A 21453-nucleotide genomic window follows, 5' to 3' on the forward strand; every position below is an offset into this window, starting at 1 on the left:
CCACATCGGGTAGCGGTGCGGCGGGCGCTGTGCGGAGGGGGTGCGTGCGATGGACACCACGCCGGCCCTGCGAGCCGTCGGGCAGATGCGGCCGGGAGATCATCTCCTCCTCGGCCACCGGACGGACGAGGAGCGCGAGGCGGTGCTCGCCGCGTACCTCCTCGACGCCCTGGCCTGCGGCCAGCGCGGACTGCTGCTGACCTCGGCCGAGGAGCCGCCCGCCGACCTGCTCGGCTTTCTGCGCAGCCACGGGTGCGACGTGCCGGGCGCGCTCGCCGAGGGCCGGCTGCGGACGAGCTCCCGGCTGAGCGAGCCCGGCGGGCTGCGGGACCTCGCGGAACTGGTGCGCCGCGAGGCCGCGGCCGCCGAGGCCGACGGCTTCCTCGGGCTGCGGATCGCCTTCGAGGTGGCGCCGCGCACGGACACCGGGGTGCCCGAGGGGCTCTGCGACGCCGAGCGGCGCCTTGGTCCCCTCTTCGCGACGCTGCCCGTGCTCGGCCTGTGCCAGTACGACCGCCGCCTCTTCGGCCCGGACGATCTGGCCGCCCTCGACGCCCTGCACCAGGGCAGGGTGGTCGCCGACGACGTGTGGCAGGACGAACTGCTGCGCATCACCCGGACGTTCACGCCGCCCGGTCTCGCCCTGTGCGGCGAGGTCGACGACAGCAACTTCACCGCGGTGGCCCGCGCGCTGCGCGCCGAGACCGAGCGGGCCGCGGGGCGGACGGACGACCAGTACCGCGCCCGCCTCGACCTGCGCGACCTCACCTTCATCGACGTGTGCGCGCTGCGCCTGTTCGTCTTCACGGGCCTCGGCCTGTACGCGCTGGGCGGCGGCCTGGTCCTCGACGGCGTCGCCCCGCACGTGCGCCGGGTCATGCACGCCACCGGCTGGGACCGCATTCCCGGCCTGGACCTGGGAAGGGGGCACCAGGAGCGATGACGCGGACCGGCTTCGTCCACCAGGCACTCCGCTACTCCTCGGACGAGGAGTTCCTGTCCGGCACGGTCGGATTCGTCCGGGACGGTCTCACCGCCGGCGACGCGGTGCTCGCCGTAGTCCGCGGCGACAACGTCGCCCTGCTGCGGGACGCGCTCGACGGCGCCGCGCGGGAGGTCGACTTCGTCGACGCCCTGGACTGGTACCACTACCCGTCCCGCACGCTCGGCCGGTACAGCGCCTACTGCACGGAGCGCGAGGAGGGCGGCGACCGGCGCGTCCGCGTCATCGGTGAGCCGGTGTGGACGGGGCGGACCGCCTTCGAGACCCGCGAATGGACGCGCTACGAATCCCTGATCAACGTGGCGTTCGCCGACACGGGCCACTGGGTCCTATGCCCCTACGACACCCGCGTGCTGCCCGCAGGAGTCCTCGCCGACGCCCGGCGCACCCACCCCGAGGTCGTCCCGGGCGACGGGTCGGCCGACACCGGCCGGTACGCGGACCCGGGCGCCTTCTACGCCGAGTGCGACGCACTCGCGCGCACCTCACCCGAGGTGCTCGCACCGCCGCACGCACCCCGGAGGGTCTCCTTCACCCGTGGTGAGTCGGTGGCCGCCCGGATCGCCGTCGCCGAGTACGCCCGACGCTGCGGGCTCACCGACGACCGGGCCCGCGACATGGCGGCGGCCGTGCACGAAGCCGTGGCCAACGCCGTGCGGTTCGGTGGCGGCCGGGGCGTGCTGCGGCTGTGGAGTGACCCCGACTGGGTGGTCTGCGAGATCGCCGACGCCGGTGGCGGGCGCCCCACCGCCGAGGCCCGGGACACGGGCTATCTGGGGCACGTACCGCCCGACCCGCGGGCCGCGAAGGGCCACGGCCTGTGGACCGTACGGCAGTTGAGCGACCTGGTCACCGCACGCCTCGCCGCCGAAGGATCGACCGTACGCGTCCACTTCCGCCGCTGACCGCACGCCCGGGTGGAACTGGTGGCGCGTTTCCCTCCGGTGACGGAGACTTCGCCGTGATGAGTGTAGTCACCACGGAAGGGGCGGAAGCATGAGCGCCAGCACGCCGTCCGGTACGGAAGTGATCCGTACGGGACCGATCCGCTACGCCACCGCCGAACGCTTCGCCCGGCCCCGGCCGGTACCTGACGGGGACCCGCGCCCCGCCGTCGGCGAGATCTGTCCGCAACCCTCCTCCAGGCTCGACTTCGTGATGGGCCCGCCCGCCGACACCCACCCGCAGGGCGAGGACTGCCTCAACCTGTCGATCGCCACACCGGCCCGGGACGCGGGCGCCAGGCCGGTGCTCGTGTGGCTGCACGGCGGCGGGTTCGTCACCGGCGCGGGCCTCATGGACTGGTACGACGGGAGAGTCCTCGCGGCCGAGGGCGACGTGGTCGTCGTCGGCGTCAACTACCGTCTGGGAGCCTTCGGTTACCTCTGCCTCGACGGGGTGAGCGAGGGCAACCTCGGTCTGTACGACCAGGTGGAGGCGTTGCGCTGGGTGCGCGCGCACATCGCCGACTACGGCGGCGATCGCGCGAACGTCACCGTGATCGGCCAGTCCGCCGGTGGCATCTCCGTCCGCCTTCTGATGGAACTCCCCGAGGCGCGTGGCCTGTTCCGCCGGGCTGTTTTGCAGAGCGCCCCGCTGGAGATCACCGCCCGCCCCCACCAGGAGTCCCTCGCGCTCGGGCAGGTCTTCGCCGACGCTCTCGGCACGGATCCGCGCACGGCCGACGTGCCCGCGGTCCTGGCGGCACAGAGCGAGACGGCGGCCGTTCACCTGCGCACGGCGGGCCGGCGGATGGAGCCCGCCTTCATCCCCGTGGAAGGAGTCGCCCCCCTCCCGCCCCCGGGCACCCCGTCGGACGACAACGTCCGCGGCCTCGACGTCCTGTACGGCTGGAACGCCGACGACATGACCGCGTTCCTCGGCGAGGGCGAGGACCCGGCGGTGCGCACCCGCGAGGTGTACGAGGAGCCGCTGTCCCGCTACGGGGAACGCCTGGCACGGGCCGGGTCCCGGGTGCACTCGTACCGCATCGACTGGCGCCCCGCCGGATCCCCGCTCGGCGCCACCCACTGCCTCGAACTGCCCCTGCTCTTCGGCACGCGCGACGCGTGGCGGTCGGCACCCATGCTGGGCGGGACGCCGTGGGAGGAGACCGACCGGCTCGGCAGCGCGCTGCGCTCCGCGTGGCTCACCTTCGCCCGCACGGGCACGCCCGGCGACCTGCCCGCGCCCCTGACCGGGGGCACACCGTCCAGGACCTCATGAACCGGGCAGTTGCCGCGGCTCCAGCGGGCGGGTCGCGGGACCCTGGAGGACCGACCCGTCGGTGGCGAACCGGGAGCCGTGGCAGGGGCACTCCCACGTCGCCTCGGCGTCGTTGAAGGAGACCAGGCAGCCGAGGTGGGTGCAGCGGGCGGAGACCGCGTGCAGCGCGCCCGACTCGTCCCGGTGCACCGCGCAGCGCCGCCCCTCGACCCGCACCACCGCACCGGACCCCGCGGGGATCTCGTCCACGGAGTCGACGTGGGTCGGCCGGAGCCGGTCCCCGATGAAGTGCCGTGCGACCTCCGCCTGCGTGCTCAGCAGGGACGGCATCTCCCGCACGGCGCTCCACAGCCGGCGCGGATCGTACAGCTCGGCCCACGGCGACTTCTCGCCGCGGATCAGCCGGGTGAGCAGCTGCCCCGCCATGACGCCGCCGCTCATGCCCCAGCCGCCGAACCCGGTCGCCACATAGGTGTGCCGGGCGCCGGGGTGGAAGGGGCCGACCATCGGCACGGTGTCGGTGACGTCGTTGTCCTGGGCCGCCCACCGGTAGGCCGTCTCCCCGACGTCGAAGCGTTCCCGCATCCACGTGTCCAGGGTGCGGAATCCCGCGGCGGGGTCGCCGGTGCCCGGCGTGAAGCTGTCACCCGTGACGATGAGCAGCCGCCCGCCGTCACCGCCGTACGGCGCGGTGCGCACCGACCGCTTGCCCTCGTCCTGGGTGATGTACGTGCCGCCCGGGTCCTGGCCGGCCGCCAGGGGAGCGGCGACGACGAGCTCGCGGCGGGGGGAGAGACGGGCGAAGAGCAGGGCGCGGTCGAAGACCGGGTAGTGCGTGGCGATGACGACGTCCCGAGCGGTGACCGTGTGCCCGGACTCGGCGGTCACCGTGCACGGCGAACCCTCGCGCAGACCGGTGATCCGGGTCCGCTCGTGGATGACACCGCCCCGCGCCAGCAGGTCGTCGGCGAGCGCGAGCAGGTAGGAGCGGGGGTGGAACTGCGCCTGGTCCTCGACGCGCACCGCGCCCGCCACGGGGAAGGGCAGGCCGGTCTCCTCCGTGTAGGTGGCGGCGAGGCCGGCCTCCCGGGCCGCGGCGGCCTCGGCCCGCAGCTCGTCGGTGCGCTCGGCGCGGGTCGTGTAGGTGAAGGCCGGTGTGCGCTCCAGGTCGCAGTCGATGCCGAGCTCGGCGGAGACCGCCGCCACGTGCTCCACCGCCCGCTGCTGCGACTCGGCGTACAGGCGGGCGCCCTCGGGGCCGCGCGTGCGGCGCAGCCGTTCGTAGACGAGGGAGTGCAGCGCGGTGAGTTTGGCGGTGGTGTAGCCGGTGACGCCGGCGGCGATCCGGTCGGCCTCCAGGACGGCGACCGACCGCCCGGCGCGGGCCAGTTCCCACGCCGTGCTCAGCCCCGCGACGCCGCCGCCGACGACGGCGACGTCCACCTCGATGTCCTCGGCCAGGGGCGGGTGGGACGTCGACGCGCTGGTCTCCATCCAGTACGACTCGGGGCGGCCCGGCAGCGCACCGGGTGTCTTCATGTCGTTCATGCGGCATCCGTGAAGGTGTACATGGCGGCCTCCAAGGTCTCGGCGTGCGTGAGTGCGAGTCTCCCCCGGCCCGTGCGCCAAACCCGGCCGCCGCGCCGCCGGTCACGGCCAGGCGGAGGACGGGCCGGCGGCTTTTTCGCAGGTGCGGCCGGGTCGGGCGGTCAAGGTCAGAGCGAGTCGCGCGGCAGGGTTTCGTTCCACGTGCGGGAGAAGACGCGCCGCTCGCCCTCGTAGCCGTCCAGGGTCGCGTCGACGAAGAAGTTGTCCTCGTCGCACCTCAGCACCGTGCGGGTCCGCACGCTGACGTCCCAGTCGTCCCGCCGGAACCGCATCGTCCAGTCGGACTCGCCGCCCACCGAGGTGAAGTCGTCCCCGGTCGCGGTGTACCGCTCGTACGCCCGGCAGCCGACGTCGAGGCCGATCTCGTCGTAGCGCACGGTGCCGCGGTCCTTGACGATCTCCAGCGAGGAGTCGTATCCGACCAGGTCGCGCTTGACCTCCCAGCGCTGTTCCGGCGGAGAGAGCTGGGTGGTGGCGAGCGGCGGGGTGCCCTCGGGTTCGCCGAAGGGCCGCTGGGGCGCGTTGTCCGGTTCCGCCGTCGGGCGCACCGGAAGCCGCAGCGCGCTGGACCCCTCGTACACGCTGAGCACCACAGGGCGCGGCGGCGGCCAGGCCAGCGGCCAGTAGGACGTCGACAGGGAGAGCCGGATGCGGTGGCCGGGCGGGAAGGACTGCGCGACGCCGTTGAGCTGGAGGGTCGCGCGGTAGCGGCGGCCCGGTTCGAGCGGTTCGGGCTCGCCGGTGCCGTCCCTGTGGGTCAGGTTGAGCACGCCGTAGGTGACCCGCGTGGCGCGCCCGTCGGGGGCGACGTCGGAGATGCGGGCGGCGACGGTGGCCACCGGTTCGCTGACCGACAGATCGAGTTCGACGGAGGGCGAGCCGAGGATCTCCACGGTCTCGGTGAGCTCCGGCGAGTCGAAGACGAGCGAGCCGCCGTCCTCCTCGCGCTGGTCGTAGGGCAGGTCCGGCGGCGCGTTGTAGGACGCCCACTTCCCGGCGAACTGGCCCACGGAGAGCGGGGACTGCACGGTCATCGCCTCGCCAGGTTCCGCCTCGCCCGCTGGCAGGATGCGGTGCCGCGCCAGCGGGTGGCTGACCTGTTCGATGTGCGGCGAGGGCCAGTCCGGCTCGCCGACCCAGCGCCCTGGGCGCTCCTCGTACGAGGTGGAGGGCGGCACGCTCTCCTGCATCCAGGCCCGCAGCATCGGGCCCTCCATCACGCCGTTGTCCTCGCCCTTGAGCCAGTGGTCCCACCAGCGCACCACCTCCTGGAGGTAGCCGATGGCGGGGCCGGGCTCACCCAGGTGCGGATACTTGTGCGACCAGGGGCCGACGAGGCCCTTGCGCGGCACGTCGAGGTGGCCGAGCAGCCGGGTCACGGCGTTGGAGTAGCCGTCCGCCCAGCCGCTGGAGGCGAGGACGGGACAGCGCACGTCCTGGTAGTTCTCGCAGACCGAGGCGTGCTTCCAGTACGCGTCGCGGCGCTGGTGGCGCAGCCACTCCAGGACCCAGGGCCGGGCGTGGTCGAGCCGCTCCCGCCACATCTCGCGCCAGCGGTCGCCGACCACCGCGGGGTCCGGGGGACAGGTGGCGTAGGCGAACATGGTGCCCGCCTCGGCGAGGTTGTCCGACAGCATCGCACCGCCCATGTAGTGCATGTCGTCGGCGTACCTGTCGTCCGTGAACGACGAGATGACGATCGCCTTGAGGCTCTCGGGCTGCCGGGCGGCGACCTGGAGGGCGGCGAACGCGCCCCAGGAGATGCCCATCATGCCGGTGGTCCCGTCGCACCAGCGCTGCGCCGCCAGCCAGGCGAGGACTTCCTCGGCGTCGGTCTGCTCCTGCTCCAGGTACTCGTCCGTGAGCACGCCCTCGGACTCGCCGGTGCCGCGCAGGTCGACCCGCACGCACGCGTAGCCGTGCCCCGCGATGTAGGGGTGGTGGATCGAGTCGCGCTGCGAGCTCAGATCGCGCTTGCGGTACGGGATGTACTCCAGGATGGCGGGCACCGGGTCGTCGTCCGATGCCGTGGGCCGCCAGACGCGGGCCGACAGCCGGACGCCGTCGGACATCGGGATGACGACGTGCTCTTCCTCTTTCGTCGCGTACGGGAGATTGCCCACGTAACGCATGGTGCGGGGCCGTCCTCTCAGTTGCTTTCCCGCCGGGGCCGACGGGTGGTGCGGGGTGGTTCGGGATGCGGGCTAGTCGTTGGTGAGGTCGCGGCCGCCGGGCTCGGTGTCGTCGAAGGCGAGACCCAGCGCGGCCACGCACCGGTCGTACTTGCGCCGCAGGTCCTCCTCGCTGTCGCCGCCGGTGCTGATGTGGGCCAGCTCGTAGCTGTAGCTGTCCTGATCGGTGACCTCGGACAGCTTCCTGCCCTCCTCGGCGAGGACATCGATGTGAACGCCCGGGTTCTCGCGCTCGATCCGCTCGACCTCCTCGGGGGTCGGCACCTGGTGCGACACGCCGTCGGCGAACCACCGGTAGTACCACTTGGCCGCCGTCGCGTACGGGCCCTCGCGATACGGGAGCGCCGGGTCCTCGTCGAAGGCGAGGCTGACCATGCAGTGGTGGTTGGGGACGCCGTCGACGTACGCGAAGAGCTCCGCGTGCGACTGGGAGTGCCGGGGGTTGATCTCCAGCAGGTTGATGGCGTCCGTGCCCGGGTCGTAGAAGTACTCGATGCTGAACGTCGCCGAGTCCATGCCGACCTGCCGGATCACCCGCTTCGACACGTCGTGCAGCCGCCGCACCACGGGCTCCGGCAGGCCGGACGGGTACTGGTGGCGCAGGAAGCAGGAGGAGTCGGGATAGTTGATGGAGTCGAGGACGCCGTAGACGGTCACCTCGCCCCGGTGCACATACCCCTCCACGGCGACCTGGACGCCCGATATCGCCTCCTCGGCGAGGCAGACCTGGGCGCCGACCCCGTCCATCTCGGGCGGCAGGTCGAGCTGCTGGAGTATGTACTCGAAGGGGCGCCCGACCCGGCTGATGCCCTCCTTGATCCGGGCACAGGCCTCCCGGAACTCGTCCTGGTCCTTGACGCTGTAGGCCAGCTCGGAGGAGTACGAGAGCGCGGGCTTGAGCCACATCGGGAACCGCACGCCCTCGGGCGGCCGCGGATCGTCGGCGTCGAGGTCGACCCGGCCGAAGCGCGGGTGCTCGTCGATGACCTTCTGCTGCTCCAGCCTGCTCCAGTACTTGTGCTCGCACTTGACGACCGATTCCAGGCTGGTGCTGCGGGTGCCGTAGCGGTCGCCGAGCATCGCGACGAGCGTGCTGACGGGGAAGTCCCAGTAGCCCACGATCGCGTCGATGCTGCCGTCGAACGAGTCGAGGATGCCCTGGGCCTTGTCGAGCAGCTCCGGCACGGAGACCTCGCCGCCCTGCAGTTCCTCGACGGTGAGCAGCGGGTGGAAGCGGTAGTTCGCCGCGCCGGGAATGCTGTTCAAGGTGGGCACATTGGCGTCGTCCAGACCGAGCACAAAGACGTTCTTGCGGGGTGCAGCCACGGATTCTCCTCCAGTCGTCGTCGGAGCGGCCGGGTACCCGTGGCTCGAAAAGGCACACGTCAGGTGGGGCGCGGGAAGATCCCGATCGGCCCCGCCCGGCCAGCGGACCCGGGCCAGGGCGCCGATCCTGGGGCCATGACACCCAGCCCGCCGATGACGCGCCAGGCCCGGTTCACCGCCTGGTGGACGGGGCTGCCGCCCGCAGCGGGGTCCGCGGTGATGGCCACCGGCATCATCTCCGTGGGCCTGCACCTCCTCGGCCACGAGACCCTCTCCCGCGTGGCACTGGTGCTGGCCGCGGCCGCCTGGATCGCGCTCGCCGCGGACTTCGCGTTCCGCCTGACGCGCCGGCGCTCGCGCTGGGAGGCGGAGGCGGACACGCCGCCCGCGCTCACCGCCGTCGCCGCCACCTGCGTACTGGGCACCCGCCTGTCGCTCCTCGGCCGGCAGCCGCTCGCCGTGACCCTGCTGGTGATCGCCGCCGTCCTCTGGCCGGTCCTGCTGCCCGCTGTGGTGCGCCACTGGGGGCACCGCATGCCGGGCGCGGTCTTCCTCGTCTGCGTCGCCACCCAGGGGATCGCGGTGCTGTGCGGCGCCCTGGCCATCGCCCTGCCCGCGCGCCCGCTCTCCGGTGTCGCGCTCGTCTTCTTCTGCCTCGGCCTGGTGCTGTACGCGGCGGCCTTCGCCCGGTTCGACCTCGCCGGCCTGCGTACGGGTGCGGGAGACCAGTGGGTGGCGGGCGGCGCCCTCGCGATCTCCGCGCTCGCAGGGACGAAGCTCGTGGCGGCGCCCCTGTTCACGGGGGCCTGGCACGACGTCCTGCGCACGGTGACGCTGATCGTCCTCGCGCTGGACCTCGCCTGGTACCTCGTCCTGCTGGCCGCCGAGGTGCGCTGGCCGAGGCCGCACTACGACGTGCGGCGCTGGGCCACGGTCTTCCCGATGGGGATGACGGCCGTCGCCACGCTCTCGGTGAGCGCGACGGCGGACATCTCCTGGCTCCGGGAGCCGGGCAGGGTGCTGCTGTGGGTCGCGGTGGCTGCCTGGCTGTGCGCGTTCGCGGGGATGCTCAGACGGGCAGCAGGCGTGCGATCAGTCCGCTGAGCTGCCGCGCGTTGCGGCACTCGTACATCTCGACCAGCTCGGCGTACGCGTACGCCGCCGAGTCCCCGGTCGACCACTGCGAGCGCCCCTCCGGGTTGAGCCAGTACACCCGGCGGGCCCGCTCGGCGATGTGCCGCAGCGCGGGCAGGTTCGGATCGCTCATGTTGGTCCGGGCGTCGCCGAGGACGAAGACCGTCGAGCGCGGGCCGACCGCGTCGAGGTACCGCTCGGCGAACTCGCCCAGGGAGGTGCCGTAGTCGCTGCTCCCGTGCCGGCCCGTCACGGTGGCCTTCCCGAGGATCCGGGCGCTGAGGCCCCCCGGGTCGGCGGCGCCGCGCGCGACCAGCCCCGTCACCTCGTCCACGCGGTTGACGAAGGCGAACACGCGTACCTTGCTGAACTGGTCGTGCAACGCCTGGACCAGCAGCATCGTGAAGTTCGCGAAGCCCGCCACCGAACCGGACACATCGCACAGCAGGACCAGCTCGGGGCGCGCGGGACGGCGACGGCGCAGCACCGGGCGCATCGGCACCCCGCCCGTCGACAGCGATCCGCGCAGCGTGCGGCGCAGGTCGATGCTGCCGTGCGCGGCCCGCCTGCGACGAGCGGCAAGCCGGGTCGCGAGCCTGCGCGCCAGCGGATGCACCGCCCGGCGGAGTTCGTCCAGGTGCGCGCGGCCCGCCAGCAGGAAATCGACGCGGTCGGCGGTGGTCGCCACGGCACGGCGGGCGATCTCCTCCGTGCCGCGCCGCTCGGCGACCCGGCGGCGCGCCTCGGTGCGGACCCGCTCACGGAACCCCTCGATGCGGCGCCGCACCTCGTCGGCCTCAAGGCGGTCCGTGAACGCCGCCTCGCCGGTGCCCTGCCCGTCCTGCCCGGCGGAGCCCGCGCGGAGGGCGGCGAGGACACGGGTGAGCAGCGTCTCCGGACGCAGCCGGCTCAGCGTCTGGTACGACGACCAGCCGTCCGCGCCCGACGAGGAGGAGCCGTCCGCGCCCGAAGACGAGGAGCCGTAGCCACCGAAGCCGTCCACCGCCTCAGCCGCCAACCGGCCGAGGAGCGCCTGGTCGTTCGCGGCGAGCGCGGCGACCAGCCGTTCCCGCAGCGCGTCCCGGTCGGCGTCACCGCCGCCCTCGTGCACGCGGTCGCTCCCGTCGTCCGGCGCACCGACGCCCAGCGGGAAATACAGGTCGAAGACCGGGTCGAAGACCGCGCGCTGATCCTCCCGGTGGAGCAGCGCGGCGGCGAGCCCTTCCCTGACCCGCTCCCGGTCGGTGAGCCCGAGCACCTCAAGGGCGGCCGCGGCGTCGACGGTCTCACCCGGGCCGATGCGCAGCCCGTGCGAGCGGAGAGTGCCGACAAGGCCGGTGAGGCGGCCGGTGATGCCGGGGGCGGGGGAGCCGGGCACGGGGGCGTCGGGTCCGGCCTCGGTCTGCGGGGGTGTCACACGGCGTCCAGGTCCAGCTTGGCGACGGCCTTCAGCACGTCGTCCTGGTGCTTGAGGACCACGCCGAGGCTGTCGCGCACGACGGTCTCGTCCAGCGTGTCGGCGCCGAGCGCGAGCAGCGTACGCGCCCAGTCGATGGTCTCCGCGACCGACGGCACCTTCCGCAGGTCCATCGCGCGCAGGGCGCCGACCACCCGCACCACCGACGCGGCGAGCGCCTCGTCGAGTCCGGGCACCTTCATGCGGACGATGCGCCGCTCCAGTTCCTCTTCGGGGAAGCCGATGTGGAGGAACAGGCAGCGGCGGCGCAGCGCCTCGGACAGCTCGCGGCTCGCGTTGGAGGTGAGGACGACGAACGGGCGGCGCCCGGCGCTGATCGTGCCCAGCTCCGGCACCGTGACCTGGAAGTCGCTGAGGACCTCCAGGAGCAGGCCCTCGACCTCGACGTCGGCCTTGTCCGTCTCGTCGATCAGCAGGACCTTCGGCTCGTCGCCGCGGATCGCGGTGAGCAGCGGGCGCGAGAGCAGGAACTCCTCGCTGAAGATGTCGGTGCGCGTCTCGTCCCACGACTCGTCGCGGCCCGCGGTGATGCGCAGCAGCTGCTTGGCGTGGTTCCACTCGTACAGCGCGCGGGACTCGTCGACACCCTCGTAGCACTGCAGCCGGACGAGCCGGGCGCCCGCGACCTCGGCGACGGCCTTCGCCAGCTCCGTCTTGCCCACTCCGGCCGGGCCCTCCACGAGCAGCGGCTTGCCGAGCCGGTCCGCCAGGAAGACGGTCGTGGCGACGGCGGGGGAGGCCAGATAGCCGGTCGTGGCCAGGCGTGCCGAGACGTCGTCGACGGATGTGAAGTACCCGGTCGTCATGGGGAGTTCTCCTGACTGCTCGGCTCGGCCGGTCCACGCGGGGGCCCGGTCCTCGTACCTGATCAGCTCCAAGCGCCCGCTCACAACAGGCGGGCGCCGTTTGCGTCGAACGTCACGTCCCCGGGCACGGTTCCTCCCTGCTGGGTCTCATGCTGAGACCGACCTTCGTATGCTGGCGTCATGAGGCGGACTTCCTTTGCGAACTGGCCGTGCTCCATCGCCCGCACGATGGACCTGCTCGGCGACTGGTGGACACCGCTCGTCCTGCGCGAGGCGTTCTACGGCATCAAGCGCTTCGACGCCTTCCAGCGGGAGCTGGGCATCGCCCGCAACACCCTCACCGACCGGCTGCGCCGCCTCGTGGACGAGGGCCTTCTGGAGAAGCGGGCCTACCAGCGCGACCCGGTGCGTTACGACTACCTGCTCACCGAGAAGGGCCGCGACTTCTTCGGTGTCCTCGCCGCCATGAACAGCTGGGGCGACCGCTGGCTGAGCGGGGAGGAAGGCGCGCCGATCGTGTTCCACCACGACCGCTGCGGCCATGACAGCCACGCCGAAGTCGTCTGCGCCGACTGCGGGGAACCGATGACGGCCGCGAACACGAGCCCGCGGCTCGGCCCCGGCTACCCGCCCCGCCTCGCCGAACGCCCGGACGTGCAGGCGCGGTTCAACCGCTGAAGGCGCCGCGCAGCCGCGTGCGCACGACGGGGCGCGACCCTTGACGAGTGAGTCTATCTACGCAACTCTCAAGGTCGCAGACTCAAAGGCGCTGCAGTGACTTGGAGGGCGGTCTTCGATGGAGTGGACGGGCGCGCGTTACGTGGACGGGCCGACGGTCGAGGTGAGCGGGCGGATCGCCGCGTCACCGGAACGTGTGTGGGAGCTCGTCTCCGACATCGGCCTGTTGCCCTCGCTGAGCGCGGAGTTGCAGTCGGTCGCATGGCTGGACGGAGCGAGCGGCCCCGCGCTCGGCGCGCGCTTCACCGGGCGCAGCAGGCACGCGTCGCTGGGGGAGTGGGAGACCACGTCGTACGTCGTGGCGTGCGAGGCGCCGCGCGAGTTCGCGTGGGCGGTGAGCGACCCCGAACACCCCAGCGCCCTGTGGAGGTTCGGCCTCGCGGCGCAGGACGACGGGGGCACGCTCCTGACGCAGTGGATGCGGCTTGGGCCCGGCCGCTCGGGACTCAGCCACGCGATTGAGCGGATGCCGGAGAAGGAGCAGAAGATCGTGTTCGTACGGCTGAGGGAGTTCGAGCGGAGCATGACCGCGACGGTCGACGCGATCAAGGCGCTGGCCGAGGGCACGACCGGCACGCCGGCCGCGGAAGGGGCGCGGATCTGATGCGTACGTCAACGACGATCGAGGCGTCCGGGGCGGACTGGCGGGAGACGGTCGACTTCGTCACCGAGGCCGAGAAGCTGGGCATGGACATCTGCTGGGTGGCCGAGGCCTGGGGCTCCGAAGCACCCTCCCCGCTCGGCTACTTGGCGGCCCGCACCGAACGGATGCTGCTCGGCTCGGGAATCATCCAGCTCGGCACCCGCAGCCCCGTCGCCATCGCCCGGGCCGCCCTCACCCTCGCGCACATCTCCGAAGGGCGGTTCCTGCTGGGCCTCGGACCTTCGGGGCCGCAGGTGATCGAAGGGCTGCACGGCGTGCCGTTCGCGCGCCCGCTCTCCCGGATGCGGGAGACCGTGGACATCGTCCGGCGGGCGGCCTCCGGCGAGAAGATCGTGCACGAGGGGCGGGAGTTCACCGTCCCGCTGCCCGGCGGCGAGGCCCGGCCCATGCGCCTGTCGCTGCGCACCGAGCACGACCTGCCGATCTACCTCGCCACCCTCTCCCCGAAGATGCTCCGCCTCACGGGAGAGGTCGCGGACGGCTGGCTCGGCACCAGTTTCGTCCCGGAAGGCGCCAAGGAGGCGTACTTCGACCACCTGGACGCGGGCCTCGCCGCGGCCGGCCGTACCCGCGCAGACCTCGACATCTGCCAGGGTGCCGAAGTGGCGTTCGCGGACGACGAGGACGCCCTGCGCACGATGGTCGCGGGCCGCAAGAAGGAACTCGCGTTCAGCCTTGGCGGGATGGGCTCCGCCACCACCAACTTCTACAACGCCGCCTACAGCAGGCAGGGCTGGACCGAGGTCGCCGCGGCGGTCCGCGAGCGCTGGCAGGCGGGCGACCGGGACGGGGCGGCCGGTCTCGTGAGCGACGAGATGGTCCTCGCGACCACCCTGATCGGCACCGAGGAGATGGTGCGCGAACGGCTGCGGGTCTGGCGCGCCGCGGGCGTCGACACGGTCCGCCTCTATCCGGCGGGCGCGACGCTCGACGCGCGGCTGAGCACGCTGGGCCGGGCGATCGGGCTCGTACGGGAGGTGACGGGAGACGAGGGGAACTGACGAGGGCCTACCGCGCCCGGCGGGAGCGGTAGGCCCTGAACAGACCAGGACTCGTACGGAATCAGGACTCGAACGGGGTCAGGATGAAGAGCGGGATCTCCCGGTCCGTCTTCTTCTGGTACTCGTCGTACGCCGGCCAGACCGCGACCGCCCGCTCCCACCACAGCCGCCGCTCCTCACCGGAGGCGACCCGCGCGCGGTAGTCCTTCTTCACCGGGCCGTCCTGCAGCTCCACGTGCGGGTGCGCGATCAGGTTGTGGTACCAGGACGGGTTCGCCGGGTCGCCGCCCTTCGACGCGACCACCGCGTACTCCCCGTCGTGCTCGACGCGCATCAGGGGGTTCTTGCGGAGCTTCCCGCTCTTGGCGCCGACCGACGTCAGCAGGATGACCGGCTTTCCCTGCATGGTCGTCCCGTCGGTGCCGCCGGAGCTCTCGTACAGCTGGGCCTGCTTGCTCGCCCAGTCCCACGTACCGGGCTCGTATTCACCAGTCAGAGGCATATCGGCTTCAACGGAGAGGGGCCGCCGATTGTTCCGCCCCGACGCCGACCCGGTCGCCGACCACCGACTCCGTATGCGTTAAAAAGGCATCAAATCATTCAGTACGGTGGCAGCGGTCCACCACGGCGTCGGGGGCGGGCATGGTGGACGGAGCAGGTAGGGAGGGGTACGGCGTGCCCGGGGAGTACCTCGACGGCTATGCCCGCATTCTGGCCGCAGCGGCCGCGACCGGGCGCAGGCTGAACCGTGACGAGCTGGACTCGCGGCGGGCGTTGGGGGAGCGGGCGGCCGAGGCGGGGCTCGGGCTGCGGGCTCTGGTGGGCGCGCACCTGGCGGCCGCCCGCGAGCACTGGCCCGCCGCGCGGACGGTCTCCACGGACGGCGCGCTGGCCGCCGTCGAGCAGGCCGTGGACGCGTTCGCCGAGGGGTACGAACGCGCGCAGCGCCTCGCGGTCCGTCAGGAGGAGGCCGCCCGGCGGGAGTTCATCGACGACCTCCTCCACGGACGCAGCGACCTGGGCCTGCTCGCCGAGCGCGCCGAACGCTTCGGGCTGCGCCTCTCCTACGAACACGCGGTCGCCGTCGCCCAGGGGGCGAGCGGATACGAGGAGGGGGACGCGGTGCCCCGCGAGGTCGAGCGCGCCCTCACCGGCCGGTTCGGCGACCGCAGCATCCTGCTCACCACCAAGGACGGCCGGCTGGTGTGCATCGCCCCCGGCGACCAGAGTGAGGTTCTCGCCTTCTTCGCCAAGCACGCCTACGCCGCCGTAGAGGGCGGCCGCGTCGTCATCGGCCGCTCGCAGCCGGGCCCGGGCGGCGTCGTCCAGTCGTACGAGGAAGCGCTCAACGCCCTCGACCTGGCCGAACGCCTGGAACTCGACGAGCCCGTGCTGCGCGCCGCCGATCTGCTCGTCTACCCCGTGCTCACCCGGGACCGGCAGGCCATGGCCGACCTGGTGGTCCATACGCTCGGCCCGCTGCGGCAGGCCCGCGGCGGCGCGCAGCCGCTCATCGACACGCTCGCCGCGTTCTTCGACGCGGGCTGCGTCGCGGCGGAGGCGGCCCGCCGCCTCTCCCTGAGCGTGCGCGCCCTGACGTACCGTCTGGAGCGCATACACAAGCTCACCGGCGCCAACCCGGCCGACCCCGTGCACCGCTACACCCTCCAGACCGCAGTGATCGGCGCCCGCCTACTGGACTGGCCCGACCAGCCGTTCTGAACGGGGACGTCGACCTAGCCCAGCTGTGGGATCTCGATGGCGGGGCAGCGGTTCATGACCATGTCCAGGCCCGCCGCGCGCGTCCTGTCGAACGCCGCCTCGTCGACCACGCCGAGCTGGAACCAGACCGCCTGCGCGCCTGCGGCCACCGCGTCGTCCGCCACCTGGCCCGCCAGCGCGCTGTTGACGAACACGTCCACCACGTCGATCCGGAACGGCACGGCGGACAGGGACGCGTAGCCCTGCTCGCCGTGGACCGTCTCCGCCTTGGGGTGGATCGGCACGACGCGCTTGCCGAAGCGCTGCAGGACGGCCGCGACGCCGTACGCCGCCCGGTCGCGGTTGTTGGACAGGCCCACGACGGCCCAGGTGTCGCCGAGCTCCGTCAGGATCCTGCGCACCGTCTCCTGGTCGCCGTACATGACCTGCCTCCTCGAAAGTCGCGGCCGGATGCCGTAGGAGCCGCGCTCGGTCAGACGTTCACGCCGAAGTCCGTCGCGATGCCGCGCAGCCCACTGGCATAACCCTGGCCGACCGCACGGAATTTCCACTCGGCGCCGTGTCGGTAGAGCTCGCCGAAGACCATGGCGGTCTCCGTGGAGGCGTCCTCCGAGAGGTCGTAGCGCGCGATCTCCACGCCGTCCGCCTGGTTCACCACGCGGATGAACGCGTTGCGGACCTGACCGAAGCTCTGGCCGCGGTTCTCGGCGTCGTGGATCGACACCGGGAAGACGATCTTCGAGATGTCGGCGGGCACCTGCGCGAGGTTCACCTTCACGGCCTCGTCGTCGCCCTCGCCCTCACCGGTGAGGTTGTCGCCGGTGTGCTCGACCGAGCCGTCCGGGCTCGTCAGGTTGTTGTAGAAGACGAAGTGCTGGTCGGAGACGACCTTGCCGGAGTCGTCGCAGAGCAGCGCGCTGGCGTCGAGGTCGTAGTCCGTGCCGGTCGTGGTGCGCACATCCCAACCCAGGCCGACCAGTACGGCGGTGAGGCCCGGCGCCTCCTTGCTGAGCGAGACGTTGCCGCCCTTGGCCAGGGAAACTCCCACGATGTCCTCCTACGGTCCGAGTTCTGCGATCCGGATACTGCTCGATCCGGCTTCTGGCTCCCCGAAATCTACAGGAGTGTAGAAGTGGGTGGTGCGGCGGTGCCCCGTTACGATAAGACGCTCCCCGTCCGCCGTGGAGCACAAAGAGGCTGGAGGGATCGCGGGCATGACGCATGCCGACGAGCACGAGGGGCAGGGCGCGCGGCAGCCGCGACTGCGCCGCCGCGCACAGGGCGAACTGGAGTCGCAGGTCCTCGCCGCGCTGCACGCCGCGCGCGGGCCCGTGAGCGCCGCCTGGGTGCAGGAGCGGATCGGCGGCGACCTCGCGTACACCACCGTCATGACGATCCTGACCCGCCTCCTCGCGAAGGACGTGGTCACCCGCGAGCGCGCTGGCCGGTCGTTCGCATGGCTGCCCGCGTCGGACGAGGCCGGACTCGCCGCCTTCCGCATGCGCAAGGTGCTCGACGGCGAGAGCGACCGCGAGGCCGTGCTCGCCAGCTTCGTCACGACGCTCACGCCCGACGACGAGGAGCTCCTGCGCGGTCTGCTCGGGCAGGCGGGCGCCGAGGCCGACGACTGACGCCCGATGGGGGTTCTCCACTGATGGGCGTCTTCGTCTTCCTGCCCCTCGTGCTGCCGCTGACCGCGTGGCCGATCGCCCGCCTCGCCGAGCAGCACCTCCACCCGCGCACCGCGACCCGGCTGCTCACCGCCGTCGCCGGCGTGATGGCCGTGTGCAGCACGCTCTGCCTGGCGCTCCTGATGGTCGTCGGCACGGCCCAGCTCCCCGGCAACCCGCTGCCGGACGGCTGGTCCGACCCCGAGGTGCGGGCGGCCGTCCCCTATGACGAGGTCGCGGGAAAGGCCGCGATCCCCGCGCTGCTCGCCGTGTGCGCGGCGTGCGCGCGCACACTGCGGCGGCACGCGCGGGTACGACGCCGGGGGCGCCGCGCTCTCGAAGGGGTGCGCGGCGGCTCCGTCGCCGTACTCACCGACGAGGCGTCGTACGCCTACGCCCTGCCGACCCGCGCCGGCGGCCGTGTGGTGGTCACCACGGGCATGCTGGCCCGGCTCGCGTCCGCCGAGCGCCGCGCGCTGTTCGCCCACGAGCGGACCCACCTTTCCGCACGGCACCACCGGCACCTGCTCGTCACGCAGCTGGCGGCGCGCGCGAACCCCTTCCTGCGGCCGCTGCGCACCTCCGTGGCCTACGCCGCCGAGCGGTGGGCCGACGAGGCGGCGGCCGGCGCGGTGCGCGACCGGCGGACCGTCGCCCGCGCGATCGGCAAGGCGGCCATGGTCTCCCGGGGCGTGCCCGCGCCGACCCTCGCGGGCCTCGCGGCGCCGGGACCGGTGCCGCGCCGCGTCGCCGCGCTCCTCGCCCCGGCGCCGGCCGCCCGCACCCGGCCTTCCGTGTTCACGGCGGTGGGGCTCGCACTGTGGTCCGCCGCGGTCGGCACCGCCGTGTCCGCGATGTCCTCGGCGAACTCCGCCGTGACGATGGTCCTCATCCTGCGGGCGGCCACGCCGCTCTGAGCCCTGCCATTTGAGCCCTGCCAGGGGCCCGCGACGCCGTGGGCGGGCCGGCCGCGGGGGCCGGCCCGGCAGGCGTGACCGGAGCTAGAGGTCGAACTCGTGCGGCGGCAGGTCGAGCGCGAAGCACGCCTCGCGCACCACGCCCTGCTCGTCCTTGTCGAAGTCGCCGTCGGCCCCGCCGATCACGATGCCTATCTGGATCACCGCGCGGGCCTCCGCGGGCTTCTTCTTCGCCTTGGCGACCTCCTGGAGCACGCTCACCTTGCCGAACGCGAAGTCCGCGGTCAGCTTGTCCACGTATGCGTCGAAGCGGCGGCGCAGGTCGTCCGCGGGGAAGTTCTGCAACACCTCGTTCGTGCCGATGAGCTGGGCGACGCGCTGGCGCTCGGACGGGTCCACGGTGCCGTCGGCGGCCGCCACCAGGGCGCACATCGCCATGCTGGCGTCGCGAAAGGCGCCGCTCTTGAGGTCGTTCTTCTTCGCCATCAGCTGGGTCTGCATCGTCGATGCGGATTCCTTGACGCGGTCCCACAGAGCCATGGGGAACTCCATAAACGTATCGATGAATCAGGGGTGTCCGACGCGGTCCCGGTACGCTGCGCGCAAGTCCGGGCCCCCGCCAATTTCTACAACAGAGTAGAAACTAGCAGCCGGGCCGAGAAGTTCCCGCCCAGCGGAAGGTGCGCGTGATGACTCCGACGGCACATGAGCTCCTGCGGACCACGGCCGCCCGCCTCGCCCCCGACCCGACCGCCCACCCCCTCGTGCCGCGCATCGCCGACGGCCGGGCGCGGGCGCGGACGATCGCCGTCCTCGCGCTGGAGCAGCGGCACGTCATCCCCGCCGACCGGCGCTCCTTCCAGCACCTGACCAGGCGGGCCGCCGAGGCCAAGGACCTCGAATCCGCCGCGTTCTTCGACACCCTCGCCGACGGCGAGAGCCTCGCCAGGGAACGCCTCACCCCGCTGCTCGACGCCTGCGGGGTGAGCAGGAACGAGGCGGCGACGTACGAACCACAGGCAGGCTGCCAGACCTACCCGGCGTACGTGGCATGGCTCGCCCTGAACGGCGAACCGGCCGACGTCGTCCTCGCGCTCACCGCCAACTTCGCGGTCTGGGGCGCCAGTTGCGCCACCGTCGCCCGCGCGCTGCGCGACCACTACGGCTTCGACGACGAGGCCTGCGGGTTCTTCGACTTCTTCGCGGAGCCCGCGCCGGACCTCGACCGGCAGGCACTCGCCGCGGTGCAGGCCGGCCTCGACCGGGGCCGGATCACGACGGCACACCTGCGCTACGGCCGCCTGCTGGGGCAGTACGAGGAGATGTTCTGGAAGACGCTCGCCGATGGGGACGGGGCGGCCGCTGGCTGCGGCAAGGCGTAGCCGCAGAGCCGCCGCGCCGCGCGCGGGCGACCTGGTGGGCATGCGCCACGCGCGCGTGCCGGACACCTGGCCCGCTCAGTACGGGCCGGGGAGAGCGAGCGCCCGGGCGTCAGCGCAGCACGATGGCCGTGGCGGCGATCCCGTCCCGCACCACCCACTGACCTGCGAACACCTTCAGCTCGACGCCCGCCACCACGGGCCCCTCGACCAGCAGCCGCGCGGTGAACGTGCCGTCCGGCTCCAGCTGCACCCGGGCCTCCTCGAAGCCGAGCCACCGCCCGGTCAGCGGGAACCACGTCTTGTAGACGGACTCCTTCGCGCTGAAGAGCAGCCGGTCCCAGGGCGTGGCCGGGTGACGGGAGCCGAGCGCGGCCAGCGCGGCACGCTCCGTCTCGTCGGCCACCAGGTTCAGGACGTCCGGATCGCGCAGCGGCTCGCCGGGCTCCGCGTCGATGCCGAGCGAGGTCACCTCGCCCGCGCGGGCCACGACCGCCGCGCGGTACCCGGCGCAGTGCGTCATGCTGCCGACGACGCCGGCCGGCCAGCCGGGCGCGCCCCGGTGCCCCGGCAGGATCGGCGCGGGCGGCACACCGATCCGGGCCAGCGCGGTGCGGGCGCAGTGCCGCACGGTGGTGAACTCGTTGCGGCGCTTGGCCACCGCGTTCGCGACCACCGCCTCCTCCTCGGGGAAGAGGACGGCGTCCGCCGGGTCGTCGTGGGTCTCGACGACGGTGACGGGCACGCCGGTGAGCAGGGATGCCAAGGGGCCCGTCGGGTCCGGGACTTGGGGCACGGTTGTCGAAGGTGACGTCACGAGGGATCACGGTACCGGCGCGGCCCGCGCCGGAACGCGTGCTGTGGCCTACGCCACCCGGCACCCCTCCCGGCGCGGTCGGCCCCCGAGGAGCGCCTACGCTGGCGTGATGCAGGACGAATACCGCACAGTGGCCCGCGAGGGCGTGCACGAGACCGAGATCAACCGCTCGCGCTTCCTGTGCGCCCTGGCACCCGCGGCCACCGAGCGGGAGGCCCAGGACTTCGTCGCGCGCGTCCGCAAGGAACACCCGACCGCCAGCCACAACTGTTTCGCGTACGTCATCGGGGCCGACGCCGCCGTGCAGAAGGCGAGCGACGACGGCGAGCCCGGCGGCACCGCGGGCGTCCCGATGCTGCAGATGCTGATGCGCCGCGACATGCGGTACGTCGCCGCGGTCGTGACCCGCTACTACGGAGGGGTCAAGCTCGGCGCGGGCGGACTCATCCGCGCCTACGGAGGAGCCGTCGGCGAGGCACTGGACACCCTCGGCACCGTCACCCGCCGCCGCTTCCGCCTCGCCACCGTCACCGTCGACCACCAGCGCGCGGGCAAGGTCCAGAACGATCTGCGGGCGGCGGGCCGCGAGGTGCGCGACGTCCGCTACGGCGACGCCGTGACGATCGAGATCGGCCTGCCCGACGCCGACGTGGACGCCTTCCGCGGCTGGCTGGCCGACGCCACCGCGGGCAGCGCCGTTCTGGAGCTCGGGGGAGAGGCGTACGGAGACGCCTGACGGGCCCGGCCAGGAGGAGTTACGGGAGTGGCCACCC

Annotated in this window: 22 protein-coding genes; 12 read left to right on the forward strand and 10 right to left on the reverse strand. The window is 72.8% G+C overall.

All coding sequences use genetic code 11. The features are described 5' to 3' along the window. Positions 1-49: 49 nt before the first annotated feature. From AB0H82_RS04095 to AB0H82_RS04105, 3 genes are all read left to right on the forward strand, one after another. Positions 50-943 carry an MEDS domain-containing protein gene (locus AB0H82_RS04095; RefSeq protein ID WP_362988533.1) on the forward strand — a complete coding sequence of 298 codons (894 nt, stop codon included), beginning with the start codon at positions 50-52 and terminating at the stop codon, positions 941-943. Further along, positions 940-1908: a sensor histidine kinase gene (locus AB0H82_RS04100; RefSeq protein ID WP_362988535.1), complete on the forward strand. Its 969-nt coding sequence runs from the start codon at positions 940-942 to the stop codon at positions 1906-1908. Before AB0H82_RS04095 ends, AB0H82_RS04100 begins: the two co-directional genes overlap by 4 nt. A gap of 91 nt (positions 1909-1999) precedes the next feature. Further along, a complete protein-coding gene (locus tag AB0H82_RS04105; protein ID WP_362988537.1) occupies positions 2000-3229 on the forward strand; it encodes a carboxylesterase family protein in 1230 nt (409 codons plus the stop codon). Here AB0H82_RS04105 and AB0H82_RS04110 read toward each other — a convergent pair. The 3 genes from AB0H82_RS04110 to AB0H82_RS04120 form a co-directional block, all read right to left on the reverse strand. Further along, complete coding sequence (locus AB0H82_RS04110) at positions 3224-4777, reverse strand: FAD-dependent oxidoreductase (protein ID WP_362988539.1); 1554 nt, start codon at positions 4775-4777, stop codon at positions 3224-3226. The two genes, AB0H82_RS04105 and AB0H82_RS04110, sit on opposite strands and share 6 nt — an antisense overlap. 167 nt (positions 4778-4944) lie before the next feature. Beyond that, entirely contained in the window at positions 4945-6969 is a 2025-nt protein-coding gene (locus tag AB0H82_RS04115; RefSeq protein WP_362988541.1) for a CocE/NonD family hydrolase, read from the reverse strand. 72 nt (positions 6970-7041) lie between these two features. Next, positions 7042-8355, reverse strand: a complete 1314-nt coding sequence (locus AB0H82_RS04120; protein ID WP_362988544.1) for an ATP-grasp domain-containing protein — start codon at positions 8353-8355, stop codon at positions 7042-7044. Positions 8356-8490: 135 nt separating this feature from the next. Here AB0H82_RS04120 and AB0H82_RS04125 point away from each other — a divergent pair, with 135 nt between their 5' ends. Further along, complete coding sequence (locus AB0H82_RS04125; RefSeq protein ID WP_362988546.1) at positions 8491-9459, forward strand: tellurite resistance/C4-dicarboxylate transporter family protein; 969 nt, start codon at positions 8491-8493, stop codon at positions 9457-9459. Here AB0H82_RS04125 and AB0H82_RS04130 read toward each other — a convergent pair. Both AB0H82_RS04130 and AB0H82_RS04135 read right to left on the reverse strand, forming a co-directional pair. Next, complete coding sequence (locus AB0H82_RS04130) at positions 9425-10867, reverse strand: VWA domain-containing protein (protein WP_362988833.1); 1443 nt, start codon at positions 10865-10867, stop codon at positions 9425-9427. The two genes, AB0H82_RS04125 and AB0H82_RS04130, sit on opposite strands and share 35 nt — an antisense overlap. 35 nt (positions 10868-10902) lie before the next feature. Further along, the gene (locus tag AB0H82_RS04135) at positions 10903-11772 is read right to left on the reverse strand and encodes a MoxR family ATPase (RefSeq protein WP_362988548.1); all 870 of its coding nucleotides are present in this window, start codon (positions 11770-11772) and stop codon (positions 10903-10905) included. Positions 11773-11952: 180 nt separating this feature from the next. Here AB0H82_RS04135 and AB0H82_RS04140 point away from each other — a divergent pair, with 180 nt between their 5' ends. From AB0H82_RS04140 to AB0H82_RS04150, 3 genes are all read left to right on the forward strand, one after another. Beyond that, positions 11953-12450 (forward strand): helix-turn-helix domain-containing protein, encoded by a 498-nt coding sequence (locus AB0H82_RS04140; protein ID WP_362988550.1) that lies wholly within the window; start codon positions 11953-11955, stop codon positions 12448-12450. A 118-nt stretch (positions 12451-12568) separates the two neighbouring features. Further along, entirely contained in the window at positions 12569-13114 is a 546-nt protein-coding gene (locus AB0H82_RS04145) for an SRPBCC family protein (protein WP_362988553.1), read from the forward strand. Beyond that, positions 13114-14175 carry an LLM class flavin-dependent oxidoreductase gene (locus AB0H82_RS04150; protein WP_362988556.1) on the forward strand — a complete coding sequence of 354 codons (1062 nt, stop codon included), beginning with the start codon at positions 13114-13116 and terminating at the stop codon, positions 14173-14175. The genes AB0H82_RS04145 and AB0H82_RS04150 overlap by 1 nt, the downstream gene beginning before the upstream one ends. Before the next feature lie 61 nt (positions 14176-14236). Here AB0H82_RS04150 and AB0H82_RS04155 read toward each other — a convergent pair whose 3' ends face one another. Beyond that, positions 14237-14677 (reverse strand): nitroreductase family deazaflavin-dependent oxidoreductase, encoded by a 441-nt coding sequence (locus AB0H82_RS04155; RefSeq protein WP_362988558.1) that lies wholly within the window; start codon positions 14675-14677, stop codon positions 14237-14239. A 140-nt stretch (positions 14678-14817) separates the two neighbouring features. Here AB0H82_RS04155 and AB0H82_RS04160 point away from each other — a divergent pair, with 140 nt between their 5' ends. Beyond that, a complete protein-coding gene (locus tag AB0H82_RS04160) occupies positions 14818-15897 on the forward strand; it encodes a helix-turn-helix domain-containing protein (RefSeq protein ID WP_362988560.1) in 1080 nt (359 codons plus the stop codon). Positions 15898-15911: 14 nt separating this feature from the next. Here the strand turns inward: AB0H82_RS04160 and AB0H82_RS04165 are convergent, their stop codons facing one another. Both AB0H82_RS04165 and AB0H82_RS04170 read right to left on the reverse strand, forming a co-directional pair. Then, entirely contained in the window at positions 15912-16319 is a 408-nt protein-coding gene (locus AB0H82_RS04165; protein WP_362988562.1) for a CoA-binding protein, read from the reverse strand. Positions 16320-16369: 50 nt separating this feature from the next. Continuing rightward, positions 16370-16945, reverse strand: a complete 576-nt coding sequence (locus tag AB0H82_RS04170; RefSeq protein ID WP_362988564.1) for a TerD family protein — start codon at positions 16943-16945, stop codon at positions 16370-16372. 166 nt (positions 16946-17111) lie between these two features. On the opposite strand from AB0H82_RS04170, the gene AB0H82_RS04175 reads away from it, so the two are divergent. Next, entirely contained in the window at positions 17112-17528 is a 417-nt protein-coding gene (locus AB0H82_RS04175) for a BlaI/MecI/CopY family transcriptional regulator (protein ID WP_362988566.1), read from the forward strand. A gap of 23 nt (positions 17529-17551) precedes the next feature. Next, the gene (locus AB0H82_RS04180) at positions 17552-18484 is read left to right on the forward strand and encodes a M56 family metallopeptidase (RefSeq protein ID WP_362988568.1); all 933 of its coding nucleotides are present in this window, start codon (positions 17552-17554) and stop codon (positions 18482-18484) included. A gap of 84 nt (positions 18485-18568) precedes the next feature. On the opposite strand, the gene AB0H82_RS04185 is transcribed toward AB0H82_RS04180, so the two are convergent. Continuing rightward, positions 18569-19024, reverse strand: a complete 456-nt coding sequence (locus AB0H82_RS04185) for a TerB family tellurite resistance protein (protein ID WP_362988570.1) — start codon at positions 19022-19024, stop codon at positions 18569-18571. 149 nt (positions 19025-19173) lie between these two features. On the opposite strand from AB0H82_RS04185, the gene AB0H82_RS04190 reads away from it, so the two are divergent. Beyond that, on the forward strand, positions 19174-19866 hold the full coding sequence (locus tag AB0H82_RS04190) for a transcriptional regulator (RefSeq protein ID WP_362988573.1): 693 nt from the start codon (positions 19174-19176) through the stop codon (positions 19864-19866). 109 nt (positions 19867-19975) lie between these two features. Here AB0H82_RS04190 and AB0H82_RS04195 read toward each other — a convergent pair whose 3' ends face one another. Next, positions 19976-20629: a 4'-phosphopantetheinyl transferase superfamily protein gene (locus AB0H82_RS04195; protein ID WP_362988835.1), complete on the reverse strand. Its 654-nt coding sequence runs from the start codon at positions 20627-20629 to the stop codon at positions 19976-19978. Between the two features lie 160 nt (positions 20630-20789). On the opposite strand from AB0H82_RS04195, the gene AB0H82_RS04200 reads away from it, so the two are divergent. Then, a complete protein-coding gene (locus AB0H82_RS04200; RefSeq protein WP_362988575.1) occupies positions 20790-21416 on the forward strand; it encodes a YigZ family protein in 627 nt (208 codons plus the stop codon). The last annotated feature ends 37 nt before the right edge of the window (positions 21417-21453 follow it).

The organism is Streptomyces sp. NPDC050732 (assembly GCF_040654255.1).
GTDB lineage: Bacteria > Actinomycetota > Actinomycetes > Streptomycetales > Streptomycetaceae > Streptomyces.

What these genes read in the sequence shown, in the direction of transcription:
- AB0H82_RS04095 (WP_362988533.1), top strand. Translation starts at nt 50, where the DNA reads ATGGACACCACGCCGGCCCTGCGAGCCGTCGGGCAGATGCGGCCGGGA.
- AB0H82_RS04100 (WP_362988535.1), top strand. Translation starts at nt 940, where the DNA reads ATGACGCGGACCGGCTTCGTCCACCAGGCACTCCGCTACTCCTCGGAC.
- AB0H82_RS04105 (WP_362988537.1), top strand. Translation starts at nt 2,000, where the DNA reads ATGAGCGCCAGCACGCCGTCCGGTACGGAAGTGATCCGTACGGGACCG.
- AB0H82_RS04110 (WP_362988539.1), bottom strand. Translation starts at nt 4,777, where the DNA reads ATGAACGACATGAAGACACCCGGTGCGCTGCCGGGCCGCCCCGAGTCG.
- AB0H82_RS04115 (WP_362988541.1), bottom strand. Translation starts at nt 6,969, where the DNA reads ATGCGTTACGTGGGCAATCTCCCGTACGCGACGAAAGAGGAAGAGCAC.
- AB0H82_RS04125 (WP_362988546.1), top strand. Translation starts at nt 8,491, where the DNA reads ATGACACCCAGCCCGCCGATGACGCGCCAGGCCCGGTTCACCGCCTGG.
- AB0H82_RS04135 (WP_362988548.1), bottom strand. Translation starts at nt 11,772, where the DNA reads ATGACGACCGGGTACTTCACATCCGTCGACGACGTCTCGGCACGCCTG.
- AB0H82_RS04140 (WP_362988550.1), top strand. Translation starts at nt 11,953, where the DNA reads ATGAGGCGGACTTCCTTTGCGAACTGGCCGTGCTCCATCGCCCGCACG.
- AB0H82_RS04145 (WP_362988553.1), top strand. Translation starts at nt 12,569, where the DNA reads ATGGAGTGGACGGGCGCGCGTTACGTGGACGGGCCGACGGTCGAGGTG.
- AB0H82_RS04150 (WP_362988556.1), top strand. Translation starts at nt 13,114, where the DNA reads ATGCGTACGTCAACGACGATCGAGGCGTCCGGGGCGGACTGGCGGGAG.
- AB0H82_RS04155 (WP_362988558.1), bottom strand. Translation starts at nt 14,677, where the DNA reads ATGCCTCTGACTGGTGAATACGAGCCCGGTACGTGGGACTGGGCGAGC.
- AB0H82_RS04160 (WP_362988560.1), top strand. Translation starts at nt 14,818, where the DNA reads ATGGTGGACGGAGCAGGTAGGGAGGGGTACGGCGTGCCCGGGGAGTAC.
- AB0H82_RS04165 (WP_362988562.1), bottom strand. Translation starts at nt 16,319, where the DNA reads ATGTACGGCGACCAGGAGACGGTGCGCAGGATCCTGACGGAGCTCGGC.
- AB0H82_RS04175 (WP_362988566.1), top strand. Translation starts at nt 17,112, where the DNA reads ATGACGCATGCCGACGAGCACGAGGGGCAGGGCGCGCGGCAGCCGCGA.
- AB0H82_RS04180 (WP_362988568.1), top strand. Translation starts at nt 17,552, where the DNA reads ATGGGCGTCTTCGTCTTCCTGCCCCTCGTGCTGCCGCTGACCGCGTGG.
- AB0H82_RS04185 (WP_362988570.1), bottom strand. Translation starts at nt 19,024, where the DNA reads ATGGCTCTGTGGGACCGCGTCAAGGAATCCGCATCGACGATGCAGACC.
- AB0H82_RS04190 (WP_362988573.1), top strand. Translation starts at nt 19,174, where the DNA reads ATGACTCCGACGGCACATGAGCTCCTGCGGACCACGGCCGCCCGCCTC.
- AB0H82_RS04200 (WP_362988575.1), top strand. Translation starts at nt 20,790, where the DNA reads ATGCAGGACGAATACCGCACAGTGGCCCGCGAGGGCGTGCACGAGACC.